General features: G+C 68.7%; 16 protein-coding genes. 11 read left to right on the top strand and 5 right to left on the bottom strand.

The window, feature by feature from the left end:
* The 4 genes from VME70_14110 to VME70_14095 form a co-directional block, all read left to right on the top strand.
* Window positions 1–1258: aminotransferase class III-fold pyridoxal phosphate-dependent enzyme (locus tag VME70_14110; protein HTW21334.1), on the top strand; the 1258-nt coding region annotated here is incomplete at its 5' end.
* Window positions 1255–2406, top strand: coding sequence for an amidohydrolase family protein (locus VME70_14105; GenBank protein HTW21333.1), 1152 nt, complete (start codon window positions 1255–1257; stop codon window positions 2404–2406). The genes VME70_14110 and VME70_14105, both read left to right, overlap by 4 nt.
* Entirely contained in the window at window positions 2403–3938 is a 1536-nt protein-coding gene (locus VME70_14100) for a pyridoxal-dependent decarboxylase (protein HTW21332.1), read from the top strand. The genes VME70_14105 and VME70_14100 overlap by 4 nt, the downstream gene beginning before the upstream one ends.
* A gap of 84 nt (window positions 3939–4022) precedes the next feature.
* Window positions 4023–5081, top strand: coding sequence for a hypothetical protein (locus VME70_14095; protein HTW21331.1), 1059 nt, complete (start codon window positions 4023–4025; stop codon window positions 5079–5081).
* Window positions 5082–5310: 229 nt separating this feature from the next.
* On the opposite strand, the gene VME70_14090 is transcribed toward VME70_14095, so the two are convergent.
* The 3 genes from VME70_14090 to VME70_14080 form a co-directional block, all read right to left on the bottom strand.
* A complete protein-coding gene (locus VME70_14090; GenBank protein HTW21330.1) occupies window positions 5311–6618 on the bottom strand; it encodes an MFS transporter in 1308 nt (435 codons plus the stop codon).
* A gap of 89 nt (window positions 6619–6707) precedes the next feature.
* Entirely contained in the window at window positions 6708–7346 is a 639-nt protein-coding gene (locus VME70_14085) for a phosphoribosyltransferase family protein (GenBank protein ID HTW21329.1), read from the bottom strand.
* Window positions 7347–7395: 49 nt separating this feature from the next.
* Window positions 7396–8226: an HAD-IIA family hydrolase gene (locus VME70_14080; protein ID HTW21328.1), complete on the bottom strand. Its 831-nt coding sequence runs from the start codon at window positions 8224–8226 to the stop codon at window positions 7396–7398.
* 224 nt (window positions 8227–8450) lie between these two features.
* On the opposite strand from VME70_14080, the gene VME70_14075 reads away from it, so the two are divergent.
* Window positions 8451–8834 carry a DUF732 domain-containing protein gene (locus VME70_14075; protein HTW21327.1) on the top strand — a complete coding sequence of 128 codons (384 nt, stop codon included), beginning with the start codon at window positions 8451–8453 and terminating at the stop codon, window positions 8832–8834.
* Between the two features lie 146 nt (window positions 8835–8980).
* Window positions 8981–10636: an APC family permease gene (locus VME70_14070; GenBank protein ID HTW21326.1), complete on the top strand. Its 1656-nt coding sequence runs from the start codon at window positions 8981–8983 to the stop codon at window positions 10634–10636.
* A gap of 53 nt (window positions 10637–10689) precedes the next feature.
* Here the strand turns inward: VME70_14070 and VME70_14065 are convergent, their stop codons facing one another.
* Window positions 10690–11379: a class I SAM-dependent methyltransferase gene (locus VME70_14065; GenBank protein HTW21325.1), complete on the bottom strand. Its 690-nt coding sequence runs from the start codon at window positions 11377–11379 to the stop codon at window positions 10690–10692.
* A gap of 220 nt (window positions 11380–11599) precedes the next feature.
* On the opposite strand from VME70_14065, the gene VME70_14060 reads away from it, so the two are divergent.
* Window positions 11600–12235 carry a L,D-transpeptidase gene (locus tag VME70_14060; protein HTW21324.1) on the top strand — a complete coding sequence of 212 codons (636 nt, stop codon included), beginning with the start codon at window positions 11600–11602 and terminating at the stop codon, window positions 12233–12235.
* A 159-nt stretch (window positions 12236–12394) separates the two neighbouring features.
* Window positions 12395–12787 carry a putative Ig domain-containing protein gene (locus VME70_14055; protein ID HTW21323.1) on the top strand — a complete coding sequence of 131 codons (393 nt, stop codon included), beginning with the start codon at window positions 12395–12397 and terminating at the stop codon, window positions 12785–12787.
* Here VME70_14055 and VME70_14050 read toward each other — a convergent pair whose 3' ends face one another.
* On the bottom strand, window positions 12788–13117 hold the full coding sequence (locus VME70_14050) for a hypothetical protein (GenBank protein HTW21322.1): 330 nt from the start codon (window positions 13115–13117) through the stop codon (window positions 12788–12790).
* 613 nt (window positions 13118–13730) lie between these two features.
* Between VME70_14050 and VME70_14045 the strand changes: the two genes are divergently transcribed.
* From VME70_14045 to VME70_14035, 3 genes are all read left to right on the top strand, one after another.
* Entirely contained in the window at window positions 13731–14867 is a 1137-nt protein-coding gene (locus VME70_14045; protein HTW21321.1) for a hypothetical protein, read from the top strand.
* 122 nt (window positions 14868–14989) lie between these two features.
* A complete protein-coding gene (locus VME70_14040; GenBank protein ID HTW21320.1) occupies window positions 14990–17155 on the top strand; it encodes a hypothetical protein in 2166 nt (721 codons plus the stop codon).
* A gap of 251 nt (window positions 17156–17406) precedes the next feature.
* Window positions 17407–18070 (top strand): hypothetical protein (locus VME70_14035; protein ID HTW21319.1); only part of this gene is annotated, 664 nt, incomplete at its 3' end.

Here is an 18070-nt window from a genome sequence, read left to right as displayed (position 1 = left end):
GCTGCGGTTCTTCCCGGTCGCCGTCACCTCGGGCGAGGGGAGCTGGATGATCGAGGCCGGCGGCAGGCGGCTGCTCGACCTGAGCAGCACCTGGACCGCCGCCGGCCTCGGACACGGTCACCCGAAGGTCGTGGAAGCGGTGACCGAGGCGATCAAGCACCCGGCCGGTGCCGGCGGCCTTTCCGCCGTTCATCCGCACTCCGTCGGGCTCGCGGAGGACCTGCTCGAGCTGGTTCCGGGGGAGGGTGACCGGCGGGTGTACCTCGGTCATGCGGGAAGCGACGCCAACGACGTCGCGATCCGCGCGGCACGGCACGCAACCGGGCGCCCGCGGGTGCTCGCGTTCCATCACTCCTACCACGGTGGGGTGGGCGTCGCGATGGGCATGTCGGGCGTCCACGTCGATGCAGGGGCGGTCGTGCCCGATGCGAACAGCGTGTTCGTGGACTACCCCAATCCCTACCGGCCCGAACCGGCCGATCGTTCGGCGGATCAGGTCGCGGCCGCCTCGGTCGCGGCGGTCGAGAAGGAGATCAGCGCGGGCGACGTCGCGTGCGTGTTGGCCGAACCGATCCTGTCCGACGGCGGCATGGTGGTGCCGCCTCCGGGCTTCCTCGCCGGGCTCACCGAGGTCTGCCGTCGCCACGACACGCTGTTGCTCTGCGACGAGGTCAAGGTCGGGCTCGGCCGGCCCGGTCTGCTGCATGCCTTCCAGCTCGACGGCGCGCAGCCCGACATCGTGACCTTCGGCAAGGTGCTCGGCGCCGGCCTGCCGATGTCGGCCGCGGTGGGACCGGCCTGGGTGCTTGACGGGCCGCCCGCAGCGGCGCTGCTGACCACGGCCGGCAACCCGGTCTGCTCGGCAGTGGGCCGGGTGGTCCTGCGTACCTTGGTCGACGACGACCTTCCCCAGCGGGCGCACCGGGCCGGCGAGCGGCTGATGAGCGGGATGCGTGACCTCGACCTGCCCCAGGTCGGCGACATTCGCGGCCACGGCCTGGCAATCGGCGTGGAGCTGGTCACGGAACGCGGCTCGAAGGAGCCGGCCCGCGCACTGGCTGCGAAGACGGTTTTCCGTGCCTTTGAGCTCGGTGCCGTCGTCTACTACGTGGGCGGCAACGTGCTCGAGGTGACGCCGCCACTGGTGATCACCGACGACGAAGTCGATCGAGCGATCGAGCTGCTCGGGCAGTCGATCACGGATGCGGCCGCAGGCAAGGTTTCCGACCAGGCGGTTGCCGCCTACGCAGGCTGGTGAGCGCACCGATCCGGCCCGACCTCGCGGCCGATGTCGATGCGATCGGGCTGGTCGACCACCACGTGCACGGTACAACGCGTGCGAATCTCGATGGCGCGACGTTCGAGTCGATGATCACCGAGTCCGATCGCCCGATCGCAGCCGGCACCTCGCAGTGGGACAGCCAAGTCGGGTTCGCGATCCGCCGTTGGTGCGCGCCGGTGCTCGATCTCGACCCGCACTCGAGTCCCGCGGCGTACCTGGATCGCCGTGCCACGCTCGGCTGGGTCGAAGTCAACCGTCGCTTCCTGGCCGGCTGTCGTGTTGCGGAGTGGTTGATCGACACCGGTTTTGCCGCGGACGACGTACTCAGCCTCGACGAGATGCGAACGGCCACCGATGCCAGTTGTCGTGAGATCGTGCGGCTGGAGGGAGTCGCCGAGCGCTTGGTCAGCTCCGGAGTCGACGCAGGTGAGTACACCGATGCATTTGCGGTGGCACTCCACGATGCGGTCGCTGCGGGCGCGGTCGGGACCAAATCGATCATGGCCTACCGGACCGGGTTCGACATCGATCACTCGCGGCCCTCGGCGGGGGCGGTCGCCGCTGCGGTGTCGCGCTGGCAGGAGCAGATCGAGAAGACCGGTGCTGTCCGCTGTGCCGATCCGGTGCTGGTTGCGCACGGGGTGTGGTCGGCGCTCGATCTTGGTCGCCCCTTGCAGTTCCATGTTGCGCTCGGGGACACCGACCTTGATCTCGCCCGGAGCAACCCCTTGCAGCTGACCCCGTTGATCCGTGCGTCCGAGTCGCTCGCTACCCCGATCGTTCTGCTGCACTGCTACCCGTACCACCGCGAGGCGGGCTATCTCGCGCAGATGTTTCCGCACGTGTACTTCGACATCGGTCTCGCGATCAACTATGCCGGTCTTCAGTCCGACCAGCTCGTTGCGGAGTCGCTCGAGGTCGCGCCGTTCACCAAGCAGCTGTTCTCCTCCGACGGCTGGGGGCCGGCCGAGCTGCACTACCTCGGGGCGCTGCTGTGGCGCCGGGGGATCGCGCGCGCGGCATCGCGGTGGGTCGATGCGGACGAGTGGAGCGTGGCGGACGCGCGTCGCGTCTGCGAGTTGATCGGCGCGGACAATGCGCGCCGGATCTATGACCTGGCATGACGACTGAGGACTCACCGGGGCCGGCGGCCGGCCACACCTTCGACTGGCATCCCGAGCCTGCCCTGGTCGACTTCCACGAGCCCGCCGCGCGCGCGGAGCTGAATGAGCTCGGGGAGCGCACCTGGGCGCTGGCGATGGAGTACCTCTACGACGAGGCTCTGACGCGCCCGGTCGGCCCGCTCACCTATCCCGAGCTCCGCCAGGCGTACTTCGGTTCGACCGGGCTGCCCGGGCCGATGCCGGCGGCGCCGATGACTTCCGAGCGGGTGCTCGACGAAATCCGCGAACGCATGGCGCCGTTCGGCTACAACTCCCAGCACCTGCGGTCGTTCAGCTACTTCACGACCCCGCCGTTGCCGATGTCGGCGGCCGGTGATGCCCTCGCGGCCTGGCTGCACCAGAGCGTCGACGTGTTCCACGCCAGCCCGATCGGAACCCTGGTCGAAGAGGAGGTGGCCGCGTGGCTGCGTGACCTAGTCGGCGCCGGGCCGGACGGCTGGGCGGTGCTCACCTCCGGTGGCGTGATGGCGAACATCATGGCGATGACCGTCGCGCGCGACATCGCGTTGCCGCGGATGCTCGATCTCGACCGGCCGCCGCGCGGCGCGCAGCTCGACGGCGTACGCGTGTATTGCTCCGACCAGGCGCACTTCTCGATCCGTCGCGCCCTCGACGTGCTCGGCTTTCCCGGGGACACGCTGCACGTGGTCGACAGCGATCCGGAGTTCCGGCTACCCGTCGGCGCGGTGGCCGACGCGGTCGCCGGCGATCGAGCCGCCGGCCTGCGACCGCTCGCCATCGCCGCGGTCAGCGGCTCGACCAACACCGGAACCCTCGACCCGGTGCCCGGACTTGCCGATCTTGCGGAACGCGAGGGCATGTGGCTGCACGTCGATGCGGCGTACGGCGGCGCGGCGCTTCTCTCCGAGCGCGATGCGCGGCTGGTCGAGGGTCTGGATCGGGCCGACAGCGTGACGGTTGATCCTCACAAGTGGTTCTTCCAGGCTTTCGACATCGGCGCGCTGGTCGTACGGCGTCGGGAAGACCTGCACGGTACGTTCATCCGCCGGCCCGAGTACTACCGGTCGAACCGGCCGCAGGACGACGCCACGAGTTGGATGGAGTACTCGATCGAGGGCACGCGCCGGTTCCGCGCGCTGAAGCTCTGGATGTCGTGGAAGCATCTCGGCACCCGAGGGTTCGGGCGCCTGGTCGAGCGAACCAACGACCTCGCCGCCGAGCTGTCCGCGTTGCTGCGCACGGCGCCGGACTTCGAGCTCGCCGTCGACCCTCCCGATCTCTCTATCGTGTGCTTCCGGCACCGGCCGGACGGCGTTGCCGACCCGGTGGCGCTCGACGACCACCAGGACCGGCTCCAACGCGCGCTCGAGGAGTCCGGCCGCGCGTGGGTGTCGACGACGCGGCTGCGGGGAGCCACCTGGCTGCGCGCCGGTGTCGTCAACCACATGTCGACCACCGCGGATCTCGAGGCGCTGCTGTCGTCGTTGCGCGAGCTGGCGTCGTCGCACTGACCCGCCCTTACCGGGAGAGATTCACTCTCTGCCGAGGACCTAAGCCCCTGAGTCGGTAGGGGAGCGTCGGTCGATGTCTGTGATGTGACCGATCGCGAGGCCTGCAACGCCGAGCCCTTCCACCGGGCGACCGATCGGCGCCGGATTTGGTCGAAGGCGACCCCACCGGCGGTTGCCTCGCTGCTGCTCGTGTTGTTCGCCGCCCTGATCGCCGGCGCGTTCGGTGGTGGATCCGTGGTGCGCATCGGTGACGATCTCGGCACGATCGCGGCTGCGGCAATAGCAGCTGTGATGTGCCAGGAGGCACGGCGGTCGCACGTTGGACGCGATCGGCTGGCCTGGACACTGCTGACCCTGGCGGCCCTCGCGTGGACGAGCGGCGAAACGCTGTGGGCCGCTTACGACCTCGCTCGCCCTGCCACCGGGCCGGCGGTCTCGCTGGCCGACATCGGCTACCTGTCCGCGATCCCGCTGGTGGCGGCGGCACTCATCGTCCACTCCGGCCAGTCCGGCGACCGCCGTACCCGCAGCCAGGCCGTGCTGAACGCGGTGATCCTCGCGACTGCCTTGCTGTTCCTCAGCTGGAACCTCTTGCTGCACCCGCTCTGGGTGACCGATCGGCCGGCCACGTTGACCGGCTTGGTGACAATCGCCTACCCGTTCGGTGACGTGCTGATCGTGTTCCTCGCTATCCGTGCACTGCGTTGGCTGTCGGGACGTGAGCGGAGGTCGCTCGCCTGGCTGCTGTTCGGCCTGGCGGCGATCTCACTGTCGGATTCCGGCTACACCTACCTCAGCGTCGTGCACTCCTACCGGACGGGAAGCGGGCTCGACATCGGCTGGGTGGCCGGCTACCTGGGCCTTGCGCTCGCCGGGTGGTACGGGCGGCGTTCGCCCGGCGTCCTCGCTCGCCGCCTCTCGTCCCCTCCGTCCGCCGCCGCCGCGCTGGCGCCCTTCCTTCCGCTGCTCGTCGCTCTCGGGGTGCTGACCGCCCGGGCGCAAGGGGGTGGACCCATCGACCGGACGTCGCTGCTGCTGGCGTTCGCCTTGACCGGCTCGGTGGTCATCCGCCAGGCCTTCGTGGTCGTGGCCCGTGTCCTGGACGTCGGCGGTCACAGCCCGCATCCCGGCGGCGCGTTGTGAGCGCGTCGGGGTGGGTTCAGCATCCGACCAGTCCGGACCGGCTCGCGATCCTCGAAGCTGGCCTGGGGCGCAACTCCCGCTTGGCTGAGCAGCAACGCGTGTCGAGGGTGACGCTCAGAATGGTGTCCGTCCTCGGCCTGATCGCGTCGGTGATCTCACTGTTCGACCTGTCACTGCTGCTGCGCGCCGCGCATTAGTACGGAATGAACCTGCCCTCTCACTAACGTCCTCAGCCCGACTCGCTGCTGACCTCGCGAATCGGGTCCGGCGAGACGCGCCCGCCGGTCGCGTGGGTCTGCGACCGCTCGCTTCCTGCCTCGGCCGGCTCGGCCTCCGGATGCTCGGCTCGCCATCGGCGTACGTCGTACCGCCAGAACCCGGGTAGGGCAGCGGTGAGCGCCGCGACCGAGACGATGCACAGCACGCCGCCGGAGACCCCCGACCCTCGGGTGCCGACCAGACGCACCGCGAGACCGGACTCGATGCCCGCCAAGGACGGGCCGGAGCTGTAGGAGATCAGCTCGATGCTGGCCAGCCGTCCGCGCAACGAGTCGGGGATGGTGATGTTCCAGATCAGGCTGCGGAACGTGCCCGAGAGCATGTCGGCGCCGCCGGCGACCGCGAGCGATGGGAGCGCCAGCCAAAGCGTTGGAGCGGCCGCGAAGCCGGCAATGCCGGCGCCCCACACCATCGCCGCCGCCATGACCGCCCGACCGTGGTGGTTGACGCGTTTGGTCCAGCCGCTGGTCAGGCTCGCGATCAGCGAGCCGGCCGCTGGGGTTGCGTAGAGTACGCCGAGCACGGCCGCGCCACCGAGGCGCGCGGCGAACGCCGGGAACAGCGCGAGGGGCATGCCGAAGAACATCGCCGCCATGTCGACCACGTAGGTGCCGAGCAGCTCCTGGCGGCTCCGCGCGTAGCGCAAACCCTCCTTCACCCGCGCGAGGCTCGGCCGCTCGGCGTCCTGCGGCGGTGGCATCGCGGTCATCCGTGCGAGCGCGGCCAGGCTGATCACGAAGGTCGCAACGTCGAACCCGTACGCCGCGCCGAGCCCGGCGACCGCGATCAGCACACCGCCGAGGGCAGGGCCGACGAGGGTTGCCGTCGTACTCAGCACGCTGTCGATCGCCTGGGTCGCGGGGAGATCGCCGGTCGCGACCAAACGGGGGACCATGGAGTCGAGGCTGGGGCGCTGCAACGCATCGCCGCCGGCGAGGGCGAAGTCGAGCGCGAACACCGCGGCCAGGCTCGGATGCGGCGCGACACCGTTGACCAGCAGGCCGATGCTGGTCGCCATCAGCATCGCCTCGCTGATGCGCACCATGCGCCGCCGGTCGACGGAGTCGGCAAGCGCGCCGGCGACGAAGGCCACACCGACGATCGCGACGATGTCCACCAGACCGATGAATCCCACCCAGAGCGACGAGCCGGTCAGCTTGTAGACCTGGTAGGGCACGGCGACGCTGGTGACCATCGAGCCGAAGAGCGAGACGCCTTGACCGATGAACAGCAGGCGCAGCTCGCGGTATCGACGCAAGGGCGTGACGTCGATCGCAAACGATCGAAGCCATGCCGGAGCCGCCACGGCAGGTAGCCCATCACCTCGCGCACGACGAGGCTCGTGAATTACGGCGGCGCCGGTCGCCTCAGCAGGTTGACGACCTCCTCGTCCGTGGTCTGCGCGAAGTCGTCGTACCAGGACCCGACTGCCATGAAGTCCGCGGGCAGGAGCACGCAGATCACCTGGTCGGCGAGATGCGAGAGGTGTGCTCGTGCTTCCGGCGCACACACCGGGGTGGCGAGAATGAGCCGCCGCGGGTGCTGCGCCCGCAGCGCGCGCAACGCCGCCTCGGCTGTGACGCCGGTGGCGATTCCGTCGTCCACGACGATGACGTCGCGGCCGGCGAGGACGGGCAGCGCTCGCCCGCCACGGTAGGTCTCGGTCCGGCGGACCACCTCCGCACGCACCCCGACCGCGGCTGCTTCCACCTGCTCGGGTTCGATGCGCAGCGCCGCGGCGGTGTCCGCAATGACGACCACATCGGAGCCTTCGGCGATCGCGCCGATGCCGAGCTCGGGCCGGCCAGGTGCACCCACCTTGTGCGCGACGAAGACGTCGAGGTCCGCGTCGAGCCGTTCGGCGACGGCGGCGGCGATCGGCATGCCGCCGCGGGGGAGGCCAAGGACGATCGGACGGTGCAGCTCCCCCCACACCGGTAGCTCGGCCAGCCGGCGTCCGGCGTCGGCTCGGTCGCGAAACGGCACGGTGTGCGTTCGTCTCCTCCCCTGCACCCACCGCATATGCGGTCTGGACCTACCCGTTGTCGTCGACTCCCACGATCGGAAGATCGGCGACCGAGTCGACCACGATGGTGGGACGGTAGGGGAACCGCTCGACGTCGTGGCCGGCCGTGATGCCGCTGAGGACGAGGACGGTTCGCATGCCCGCCTCGATGCCGGCGACGATGTCGGTGTCCATCCGGTCGCCGATCATCACTGTCGTCTCCGAGTGGGCGCCCAGCTGGTTCAGGGCGCTGCGCATCATCAACGGGTTCGGCTTGCCGACGAAGTACGGCGTGACGCCGGTGGCCCGGGTGATCAACGCGGCGACCGAGCCGGTTGCCGGAAGCAGACCTTCGGCCGACGGACCGGTGGCATCCGGGTTGGTCGCGATGAACCGGGCGCCTGCTCGGATCAACCGGATCGCCCGAGTGATCGCCTCGAAGCTGTAGGTGCGGGTCTCGCCGAGGACGACGTAGTCGGGCTCGGTCTCCGTCAGCACGTAGCCGATCCCGTGCAGTGCGGTCGTGAGTCCTGCCTCACCGACGACGTGGGCAGTGCCGTGCGGTCTCTGCGAGTCGAGGAACTGCGCAGTCGCGAGCGCAGAGGTCCACAGCGCCTCTTGCGGGACGTCGATGCCGGCCCGCTGCAGGCGCGCGCGCAGGTCGCGCGGGGTGTAGATCGAGTTGTTCGTGAGGACCATGAACTTGCGGTCGGCGGCTTTCAGTCGCGCGACGAACTCGGGCGCACCGGCGAGCGGTCGCCCTTCGTCGACGAGCACGCCGTCCATGTCGATGAGATAGGCGTGCGGTCGCTCGCCCGTGTACAGCGCTTCGAACCTCGGGTGCTCGGCATCGGGTTCCATACGACCAGTCAATCCGGTCCGGGCACCGCAAGGCGAACCCGTGAGCAGATGTCATGCCCAGGCCGCCCCGGCTTTACCCGATTCGAACACTCCCGTCATGCCGCCCTGACGGTCGTTGCCGATCGTCGAGTCGATGGCTTCGGGAGGCAGGGATGGGTACGGCGATCCGTCGCTGGGCACGGCGCGGCCTTTGGTTCCTCGCGGTGGACGCGAGTCTCGCAGTCGTGGGTCTCTCCGTCGCGCACGCGGCCGTGGGCGAGTTCGGTCCTCGCGGTGGCTCGGCGGCAGGCGTGGCATCGGCTGATCCGATCCAGGCCACGCCGTCGCTGCTGATCGCCACGCTGCGCTCCGGCGCGGCGGGGCCGGGTATCGCCGCGCTGGCGGGCTCCGACCCCCGGGCCGTCACGACGTCGGCGGAGTGGGTCTGTGGTCAGCTCCGGGCAGGGCGGAGCCGGAGGCACACCGCGCGGATGATCGCGACGTACTCGACCGGCGTGGGCCGGTCGGATGCCGCGTCCTTCGTCGGGATCGCGGTCGCGGACCGGTGCCCCGCGCACGTAGCCGGCGCGGCCGCGGCGCCGGCCGCGCCGCCCAGAAGCCGCAGATGACCTGACTTTACGACACAAATCCGACAATATCCGGCGTATTGTTCCGCCGCGGTTAACGAGTCGTTCGCGCGTCGTTGTGTAGTAGCCCGCGCGGTGCCATATTTGCGCCCCAAGGGTCACTCACTCGACGCTGAGGAGGCGGGGATATGGCTGCGACCGAGACGCCGGTCCAGTTAGGCCAGAAGGAACTACGGCGTGAGATCGGGCTGATCGGCCTCGCTTGGGCATCGATGGGTTCGATCATCGGCTCCGGCTGGCTGCTCGGTGCCAAGCGCGCGCTGGTCATCGCCGGACCATCGGCCATCTTCGGATGGGCGATCGGCGCGGTCGCGATCATCATCCTCGCGCTGATCCACGCCGAGCTCGGTGGCATGTACCCGATCTCCGGCGGGACCGCGCGCTTCCCCCACTTCACCTTCGGTGGCTCCGCGGGTGCGTCGTACGGCTGGTTCTCGTGGCTGCAGGCGGCGACCGTCGCCCCGATCGAGGTGCTCGCCACGATCGGCTACATGACCCACTACTCGTGGGCGGACAAGTTCCTCAAGACCAACGGCGCTCTGTCCGGTCGCGGTCTCGTGGTGGCGATCGCGTTGATGGCCGTCTTCGTCGTCGTCAACATGCTCACGGTTCGATTGCTCTCGCATACCAACAGCGCGTTGACCTGGTGGAAGATCGCCGTGCCGGTCTTCACGATCATCGTGCTGCTCACCAAGTTCCACGGCAGCAACTTCCACGCCGCCGACGGCTTCGCGCCGGCCGGCGCGAAGGGCATCTTCTCCGCCGTCGCCTCCGGTGGCATCATCTTCGCCCTGCTCGGCTTCGAGCAGGCCGACCAGCTCGCCGGTGAGAGCCGCAACCCGAAGCGCGACATCCCGATGGCGATCATCGGCTCGATCATCATCGGTTCGATCATTTACTTCCTGCTCGAGGTCGTCTTCGTCGGCGCGCTGCCGGCGTCGTTGATCCCCGCGCACTGGACCGACCCCAACTCCACGTTGGCCGCTCTCAAGGGTCCGTTCGCGGAGCTGTCGAGCGCGGTCGCGCTGGGCTGGCTGGCAACGCTGCTCTACATCGACGCGGTCATCAGCCCGAGCGGCACCGGCCTGATCTACACGACGGCCACCTCGCGGGTGTCCTACGGCCTCTCGCGTAACGGCTACTTCCCGAGCTGGTTCGAGCAGACCACCAAGGCGCGGGTGCCATGGTTCGGCCTGATCGTGTCGTTCATCGCCGGCTGCATCATCTTCCTGCCGTTTCCGAGCTGGAACAGCCTGGTGAACCTGATCACCTCGATCTCGGTTCTGATGTACGGCGGCGCGCCGCTGGCGCTCGGCGTACTCCGCAAGAAGATGCCGGAGGCAAACCGTCCGTACTCGATCCCGTTCGCCGCGGTGCTGGCTCCAGTCGGCTTCATCGTCGCCAACCTGCTGATCCTGTGGTCGGACTGGGACACCTACTGGAAGATGATCATCTCGATCCTGATCGGTTACGTCGTGCTGGTCGCCACCCAGGTGTTCAAGCTCAACCCGGTCAAGGTGAACCTGCACCTGACGAAGTCGTGGTGGATCCCGCTCTACCTCGTCGGCCTCGGCGCGATCATCGAGATGAGCAGCTTCGGCCACAACCCGAACAAGCCGGTGCTGCACTTCGGCTGGGACGCACTGGTCACGGCGATCTGGAGCCTGATCATCTACTACCTGGCGATCAACCAGTCGCTGTCCAAGGAAGAGATCACCGAGATGGTCAAGGAGACGGTCGTCGCCGAGGACTCGCTCCTCGACATCCCGACCGGGCTCGACTAGCCCATCGAGTAGCTCAGGGCGGGCCCGGCGTGAAGTTCACGCCGGGCCCGCCCTCATGTGTGGCGGGGGCCGGCGGGCTCATCTCGCGCCGGCGTCGGGCATGGCCGCGCCTCACCGACGACCCAGTCGCGGCCGTCCCGGCGGACCGTGCACTCCCAGCCGATCTCTCGCAGCGCAGCCACGAGGCGCTCCGGATCCACGAAGTTCTTGATCACCCGGTAGCTGCTGCCGTCATTGAGCCGTCGCTCGACCACGTCGTCGCGACCCTCGATGTAGCTCTCCTTCGCCCGCTCGTCGACATGTTCGTCGATGAACAACACGCGTCCGTTCTCGACCAGCAGATCCCGAAGCAACCGCCAGAACTCCGCGAACCGGTCGGCCGGCACGTGCGAGAGCCACGCGGAGAAAAAGACGACGTCGAAGCGGGCGGTGGACCTCCACGTGAACACGTCTGCGGCCGCGAAGGTGACGTTCGCGGCGGTTACGCGGTCCCGGGCAATCGCGAGGACCTCGGGGGAAGCATCGATCGCCAGCACGGTGTTCGCTGAGTCGGTCAGTGCGCGCGTCCACAAGCCGGTGCCACAGGCGATTTCGAGCACCTTGCCGGTCGGATGCATCTCGCCGACCAGCCGGGCGATCCGCCGCTGCGCCGCGGCGAGGTCGCCGTACGCCGTCTCGTCGTACTCCTCTGCGCGGCGGCGGTAGTACGCGACCTGCTCGGCGAGCGCATCGTCGGTCACCACGTCATCGCTCTCCCTCGGTGAGCAGCCTGAGCTGCCGCACCGGCCGTGCGAAGCATCCTGCGGAAGCATCGTTTGTCACCGGTCCATCGTGGTCGAAGGGACAACACTGCGGCCAACGGGGTAGGACAGGATCTGGCCCCATGCCATTCCTCCGACCTGAACCAGGTGTCCTCGAATGCAACCGATCCACCTCCCGCCTCGTCCTCGGAGTGTGGCCCGAATGCGCAACCAGCAACGTGAGGTCGGCGGCCGTCGGCGGCGGCCGGGTGCGGTCACGGCCTTGGCGGTGACCGCCGCGGTGGCGCTGGCCGCGTGGGTGGGCTTCGCCGGCGGCTCGCGGGGATCCGCGTCGACTGCGATGGTGGCCACACCGCCGGGCTCCGGAGCGGGTCACCCTGCGGCAGCCGCCCGACCGGCTCGCGGCGACCGAAGCAAGGCGGGCGCACGGCCGGCGAGCCCGTGCGCTCGGAACACCCGTCCGCAGCTGATCGTGGTGAGCATCGGGCGCCAGCACGAATGGGCCTGCGCCCGTCGTCGTACCGTGCTGAGCACTCCGGTCACGACCGGAGCGGATCGCCCGGGTGATGCGACGCCAACCGGGACGTTCGCGGTGCAAGGGCTGAACCGCAACACCACGTTGACCACGGACGGTGCGCAGTCGTACCGGGTGAAGTACTGGATCCCGTTCCATCTCGGTGTGTGGGGGTTCCACGACGCCTCGTGGCAACGGATCCCGTTCGGCAGCCCCCGCTACAAGACCCGTGGCTCGCATGGCTGCGTCCACATGCCGTTGCAGGCGATCTGCCGGCTGTTCCACTGGGCGCGCTACGGAACGCCGGTGCGCATCGAGAGGTGACCCGGCAGCCCGGCAAACGCAGGTCACGCCTTCTTGAGATGAATCGTCACCGACTTGTGCACGGCCTTGCCACCGGCCGGCGTCCAGATGACCGTCTTGACGCCGTGACCGGAAAGGACGACCGTGCCGCGAGCGCCCACCTTGACCGGGATGCTGGCGGTGCCCTTTTTCTTGTTGACCCCGGCCGGCGACGGAGGCAAGGGCGGAGACGGTGGGGATGGCGGCAACGGTGGCGACGGCGGAGCCGCAGGAAGCGCCGCCGGTGGCGCCATCGACGTCGACAGCGCGACCGCGGTCGTCACCGCCACGGTCACGACGGCGGGCGACCATGCGACCGCCGGCGGGCTCGGCGCACCTGGCGCCGGCGGCAGCGGCGGCGAAGGCGGAGCCGGCGGCGAGGCGTCGCCATACTCGTGGTCGGCTTTCGACCTGCCGCCCGGCCTCTCGATCGACACGAGAAGCGGCGTGATCTCCGGTGCGCCGACCGCGGCCGGCGCGTACAAAGCCGTACACGTGGCGAAGGTGGTGACGGCGGCGCGACGTCGGAGCTGATCAGCGCGAGCGAGCCGCCGTTGACCGTGAACAGCTGGGTTGTGCCGCCGCCGTCGAGGACGACCTGTTGCCCGCCGCGTCGATCGTCGTCGCTGCCGACGAGACGGTGATCGGTGCGCTGAACGTGATCGTCCCTGCGCAGCCGAAGTCGATGGTGCCGTGCTTGGCGACGGCGGCGGACAGCGCGCCGAACGTGCACGAGGTCAGGGGTCCGCCTCCCGCGGCCGCATGCACCTCGGCGATCCCAGCGCCGCAGTTCGCACTTAGCCAGCCGGCCACCAGCAGCAGCGCGAACGCCAGCCGCGCGAGCGTCCTTGCCCTGACTCTCACGGTTGCCCCCTTGGACGGTTGCGTTCCGCCGCAACCCTCATCTATTGCCCTCATTTCCCGGCCGGTCTACTGCACCGCGCTTTCGCGGCGCTTACAGCTACCGATTGGTGACATCCTGAGCTCGTGAGCAACCGGGCGCACCGGCGAGCACCGCTGGATCTGGCCACGGAGGGTCCGCGGCCGGGTTGGTGGCAGCGACCGCGAGCCTTCATCGCATGGTTCTTCACGCCTCGGCCGCTCCCGTCGGCGTGGACCGCTCCGCGCATTTTCGGATCGCGCTATCCGCGGGTGCGAGAAGACGGAGCAGGTCTGCGCCAGGTTCTCGATGAGCAGCGAGCCGCAGAGAGGCACGTCGCTGACGCGCACGAGCGGCGACCGGACGCACCCTAGGGCGCCGGTCGACCCGTCAGCCCAGGCACGCCGTCCGGCGATGGTCAGTCCGCGCCGCCGGGCTTAAGGTGCAGCAACCGCGTTGCCGACTCCGCTCCAGTCCAACGGCACTGAGGTGGGCATCCGGCTGACGGGTGCGGGGGATGTCGCTAGGTTGTCCCGCGGGGTACTGGGGTGGGTGGTGGGGATGCGTAACCGATTCTCTGTTCGAGTGCTTGCGACGGTGAGTCTCCTGGCGGCCGGCATTGCCGTCAGCCTGCCGTTCAGCGATGCGGGCAACGCGTACGTCGTACACGCTGGCTCCCGCGTAGCCAAGAGCTCGGGGTGGACGTGGTCCAAAGGGGTGAAGCTCCCGAAACGCACCGCCACGACCGCGATCGTCAGCTTGTCCTGCCCGTCGACGCACCTGTGCGTGGCCAGCGGCACGGAGCGCATTCACGGAAACACCGGCGACAACGGCGTGTGGTGGACCACCGACCCCTCGGCGAAGAAGCCCCAGTGGCACTACGAGCAGATTCCGTCGCAGAGCAGCGGCGGTCAGACGCTGAAGTTCATCTCCGGCCCGATCAGCTGCAACGACGCCGGTAGCAACGTTGATTGCGCCATCGCCAGTGGCGGCAACATCTGGCAGACCTCGCACCCGACGAAGGGTTGGGGTGCGGCGCCGATCGACACGAACCTGCTCGACGGGGTTGCCTGCTGGGTCAACGTGCAGTGCATCTCCTCCGACGACGAGGGCTACATCCTGAACACAGCCGGCGCGACCGTCGAAGGCTCCGCCCAGCCGATCCTTCCGCCGGCGGGCGTCGGCCTGGGTACCTCGCTCGGTTGCGCCCCTCATCGCGGCGGTGTGAATCCGTTCTGCGTCGAGGTTGCCGGCAACTCTCACGTCGCATACAGCACGGATCCGGGTGGCCAGACGTGGCACGCCGGCAAGGTTCCTGGCGGAGGGCAGATCGACAGCGTGTCCTGCGCCACTAACACGCTCTGTGTCTTCAGTGAAGATGCCAGTGGAGGCGAGGCTGTCGTCGGAGTCAGCCGGACGCCCAAGGCCGGCGAGAGCTGGATCAAGACGATCAAGCACTTCAAGGTGCCTGAGAAAATCGCCGGCTTCGCCGGAAGCATCACCGCGGTTGATTGCAACTCGAAGCGGTTGTGCATCGCTTCCGGCGGTGGTGCCAAGGGCAACTTCGTCCTGCTATCAACCAGCCCGACCGCAAGCGCAGGGTCATGGCATTCGTACTTCATCAAGGACGGACCCGCCGCGTACGGCGGAGCCCTCGGTGTGGCGTGTCCGTCGACGAAGCTGTGCGTCGTGGTCGGCCAGAACGGCGACTTCGTGGTCGGCAAGCACCACTGAGCCGTGCTGAGCTTCATGGCCGTGCCGTTTGGCCTGCGACAGCTTGGGGGACCGCAGTGCGCTCCCAGCGATCGGTCCCGGCCGCGAGCCGTCACCGTCCCGTGCGAGAAGGAGTAGCCGTTATGGATGCAGTGCTTGACGCCACGCAGGGTCGCCCGTTGCTGGCCGGCGAAACCGCCCGTCGCCTTGCGCTGGCTTGCGTGATCGCGCTTGCCCTGACCGGGATGGTCGCCGCAGTCGCGCAGAGGGTCTGGCCGGACCCTCTGGGCGGCGCTGGGGGAGTCGTGTCTGGCGACACGATGGCGGCGTTCGATGCTGCTCAGGCCGGCTACGCGATCACTTCCCTCTCGGCCACGAACGCGGCACAGAATCTGTCCGCGAGCTTCGGCGCCGACGGCGCCGCGACGATCAGGTCCGACGGCGCTCGGTTCGCGCTCGGGCTGACGGCCTTCGGGCGAGGCTCGCAGCTTGGTCAGGTCGTTCCGGCTCAGCCCCGCGTGGCCGGTGGGACCGTCCGCTACAGCTACTCGGCCGGGCTGACCGAGACGTGGCGAAACGGTCCGCTGGGGCTCGAGCAGGGGTTCGTCCTCACCCAGCCACCTGCCGGAAGCGGTCCGCTGACCGTCGCGTTGTCTGCTCCCGCTGCCTCGGTGCTGGCGCACGGCGTTGTGTCGTTGCCGGGCGGGCTGCGCTACTCCGGGCTCCGGACGACCGACGCCCGCGGCCGGGTGCTGCCCTCCTGGTTTGCCCTCGAGCGTGGCCGTCTGTTGATCAAGGTGTCCGACCGCGGCGCGAAGTACCCGGTGCGCATCGATCCGCTCGTGCATCAGGCCGACCTGACTGTGAGCGGGCTCGCGGTCGGGGACTACTTCGGGTCGAGCGTCGCGGTTTCCGGGCACACGCTGGTCGCCGGTGCGCCGTACCACAAGGTCGGATCGGTGAGTGGCCAGGGAGCGGTGTACGTATTCAGCAACAGCTCGGGGCATTGGAAGCAGACCGCCGAGCTCACCGTCGCGGGCGGCACCGAGAACCAATATCTGGGCACCTCGGTCGCGATCTCCGGCAGCACGGTGGTCGCGGGCGCACCGATCACGGGTGCCTCCCACCAGGGGGCGTTGTACGTCTTCAGCGACAGCTCGGGTCACTGGAAGCAGGTTGCGGAGCTGACCACGTCAGACCCGACGCCCGGTGACGAGCTCGGTGGGTATCCGATCGCAATCCAGGGCAAGACGATCGTCGCCGGCACGCCTGCGCACACGGTCGGTTCGGTCAGCGAGCAAGGCGCGGTGTACGTGTTCAACGAGCCGAGCAGTGGGTGGACCAGCAAGACACAGAGCGCCGAGCTGACCGAGAAGCATGGAATCGCCGACGACTGGGTCGGCTGGTCGGTGGGCATCTCCGGTGGCACGATCGTGGCCGGTGCCCCGGCTGACAGCGGTTTGTACGGCCACAACTCCACTGGGATCGTGTTCTCAAAACGGGCAGGGAAGTGGAGCGAGACCGCCGTACTGCATCCGAAGAATCCCACGTATGGCACCGCGTACTCCGTCGCGGTGTCCGGTGACACGATCGCGATGGGAGGGGGCGAGGAAGACGGCTCCTTGTACGTCTTCCAGTCCAGTCACGGCAAGTGGAAGCAGACGGCGAACCTGAACTACAACGGCATCTGTGCTGACGACGCGTGCGGGTACGCGGCACTGGGTGGCTCCGTCGCGTTCACCACCGGTCACGTGCTCCTCGCCAGCGCCTCGGATGGGACCCACGGGTATTACGTCGCAGGAATCGGCCAATACCGCCAGATCCTCGGCAAGTGGAGGCAGGTCGGGACGGTTCTCGCGGGCGCCAACCAGCGCAACAAGGAGGAGACGCTCGCCGCGTCGATCGCCAGCTCCGGCGACGTCGTCGTCGCAGGTCTGAGCAACGGTGTCGACAAGGGTTCGGTCGCGGTGTTCAAGGGCCGGGTCACGAGCGAGGGCCCGCTGATCGGGTCGATCGGCAGCGGCGCGGCGGGGGAGGCCGTGGTGCCCGTCACCTGCGAACTGGCCAAGTCACCGTGCCGGGTGACCATCGGTGTGCGCCGCAAGGGAACCAAGAAGGTCATGGGACACGCAAAGCCCACCACGGTCCGGGGCGCGCACATCAAGAACATCACCGTGCACTTCAACAAGGCGTTCGAGCACCTTCTGGCCAAACCCAGCGGCGTCAAGGTGACGTTTACGGTTCGCGAGTACTCCCACGGAAAGCTGAAGGCCTCCGGGACGACCACAGTGCACTTCATCGCCGAATAGCGCACGGGTGCGCTGATAGGGCGCACAACCCCGCACCTGCGGATTGAGAGTGCGCTACGGAGGAGGGCGAGGACGAGGCCCTTCACGTCGATTGCCGGACAACGTCGACCGCTGTGGCTAGGGTGGCGCTCTGGCCGGTTGAGGGGTCGGAGGTCGCGACCTCGACCGGCCTTCGGCTGAGTCCAGTACGTCGAGTTGCCGGCAGAGGGGATGGGGACATGCACGGCGCCGCGGGGGTTGGGTCGGGATGGATGCCGCGCGTTCGAGGGGCTCGGGCTCGCGGGCTGACCGTGGCCGCGCTGGGCGTGACCACGCTGCTCGCGATGTGCGGCGCTGCGGGCGCGCACCCCGCCGCGGCCGTGCGAGGGAGCACGGCTCGGGTCGCCTTCAGCTATGACGAGGTCAATGCGTTGAGCTGTCCGAGCACCAAGCAATGCACTGCTCTGACCCCCGCCGGTGGGCAGGTGACCTTCAACCCCACCCACGGCGGCAAGGTGATCACTGCGAAGCTCTTCTCCGACACGCTTGATGAGACCTACGCGATCAAGTGCCCGTCGAGGCACCTGTGCGTGGCCGCGGACGCCAGGGGCGATGTAGTCGGCTTCAATCCGACGCGCGCGAAAGCAAAGCCGAGGTACCGGGCGACGCTGCAGGGCGCGTCCTACCAGACGAGCGTCGCGTGTCCGACCGCGTCGGAGTGCGTGCTCGACTCCTGGCAGGCCGAGGGTTACCTGAACCCGGCCAAGGGGAGCTCGCTGGTGTCGAACACGTTCGGCGCCAATCAGAACGGCGCCAACCCCACCGCGACCTGCACCTCGACCACGTTCTGCGTCGGCAGTAACGGCAACACCGGAATCATCTACACGTTCAATCCGCGATCTCCCGGAAAGGCCAAGACGACCACGCTGACCAGCA

This window comes from Mycobacteriales bacterium (assembly GCA_035504215.1).
Classification (GTDB): domain Bacteria; phylum Actinomycetota; class Actinomycetes; order JAFAQI01; family JAFAQI01; genus DATAUK01.
The sequence above is the reverse complement of the archived record's forward strand: the minus strand, read 5'-3'. Positions and strand labels throughout refer to the sequence as shown.